At 58.1% G+C, this 1,588-nt stretch carries 1 protein-coding gene and 1 pseudogene; both read left to right on the top strand.

Annotation, left to right across the window (positions count from 1 at the left end):
* Positions 1-180, top strand: a pseudogene (locus tag BLX41_RS33960) (enoyl-CoA hydratase/isomerase family protein); the annotation flags it as partial.
* A complete protein-coding gene (locus tag BLX41_RS32155; RefSeq protein ID WP_123728120.1) occupies positions 177-1,418 on the top strand; it encodes a CaiB/BaiF CoA transferase family protein in 1,242 nt (413 codons plus the stop codon). The pseudogene BLX41_RS33960 and the gene BLX41_RS32155, both read left to right, overlap by 4 nt.
* Positions 1,419-1,588: the final 170 nt, after the last annotated feature.

Genomic DNA, 1,588 nt, shown 5'->3' with positions numbered 1-1,588 from the left:
CTGCTTGGCGAGGCCAAAACGCTAGCGCACCAGATCGCCGCTCATCCGTTACAGGCGATGCAGGCCACCAAGGGTATTTTCCACCGGGTGACTGAATTGCCCTTCAGCGAAGGCTTGAAGGTCGGTCAGCAATTGAATGCCCAAATGCGTGCCTTTCACCAAGCGGAGTCGTCAACATGAAACCCCTGGAAGGTGTAACGGTTGTGGAGCTGGCCCGTGTTTTGGCATGCCCCTTTGCAGGCATGATTCTCGCTGAGCTTGGCGCTCGGGTGATCAAAGTCGAACAGCCGGTCGACGGTGATGAAACCCGGGGCTATGAGCCTTTTGTGCGTCAGGCTGACGAAAACATCGACCACCTCGACGAGGATGCCCAGGCCGAAGCATTGGGACGCGAACGTAGTGCCTATTTCTATGCATTCAATCGCAGCAAGGAATCGATAACGGTGAACCTGCGCACCGCCGAAGGCCAGGAAATCGTTCGAAAGCTAGCCCACGAGGCTGACGTGGTGCTGGAGAATTTTCCGGTTGGCACCCTCAAACGTTACGGCCTGGATTGGCAGGTGCTTAAGGAAATCAACCCGCGCTTACTTTACGTTTCTTGCACCGGGTTTGGTCAGACCGGCCCCTACGCCAGCCGCAAGGGTTACGACACTGTATTCCAGGCAATGAGCGGCATCATGAGTCTCACCGGGGAGAAAGATGGCGGCCCGGTGAAACCGGGAATTCCGGTCTCGGACCTGAGCTCTGGTTTGTGGATCGCCCTGGGTATCGTTTCCATGCTCCAAGGTAGACAAAAAGAAGGAACGGGAGCTTACCTCGACTTCTCCATGCTCGACGGGCAAATCAGTCTGCTGGCCTTGGCCGCCGCCCGCTATTTCGCTTTGGATGAAGTGCCAGAGCGTCTGGGCACAGAACATCCCGGCCGTGTGCCTTCAGCCAGCTTCCTTTGTGCCGATGGCGGTTACGTACACATCACTGGAGCTGATCAGCACTGGCATGCGCTTTGTTCGCTGCTCGGTCTCGAATCTCTTGGGACCGACTTGCGGCTGCAACACAACAGTGGCCGCGTATTGCACCGCGATGAAGTGATGGCAGCCTTGACGGGCGCCATCTCCCTGCTGACCCGTGATCAACTTTGCGCTGCCTGCGACGCTGCAGGTGTACCCGCTGGGCCGCTGAAAACGCTGGACGAGGTGGTGGTCGACCCGCACTTGCGCGCTCGCGGCGTATTTGCTGACTTCGAGCATCCAGAGAGCGGTCGCTTCCCGGCCATCCAGTTGCCGTTTCAGTTCAGCGGTTACGACAACCCCACGGCAAACCGTCCGCCCCTTTTGGGCGAACACACCGACCAGGTGCTGCAAGATCTTGGCTACAACTCGCAAGACATCTACGCCTTGCACCGTTCAGGAGCGGTATAACCATGACCCAACCCGATCTGTCCTCTGTGGCAAGCCTCACGGTGGTGGAAAACATCGCCACCCTGACCCTGAATCGCCCGCACGCACGCAATGCCTTGAATACTCAGCTGTGCCTGGAGCTGCACCTGGCCATCCGTGAAGTCAGTAAACGCGCCGACGTCCATGTGTTG

This window comes from Pseudomonas protegens (assembly GCF_003732485.1).
Classification (GTDB): domain Bacteria; phylum Pseudomonadota; class Gammaproteobacteria; order Pseudomonadales; family Pseudomonadaceae; genus Aquipseudomonas; species Aquipseudomonas protegens_B.
This window is presented reverse-complemented; position numbering and strand designations above follow the sequence as displayed.

Coding starts and splice junctions, on each gene's coding strand:
- BLX41_RS32155 (WP_123728120.1), top strand. CDS start 177: ATGAAACCCCTGGAAGGTGTAACGGTTGTGGAGCTGGCCCGTGTTTTG.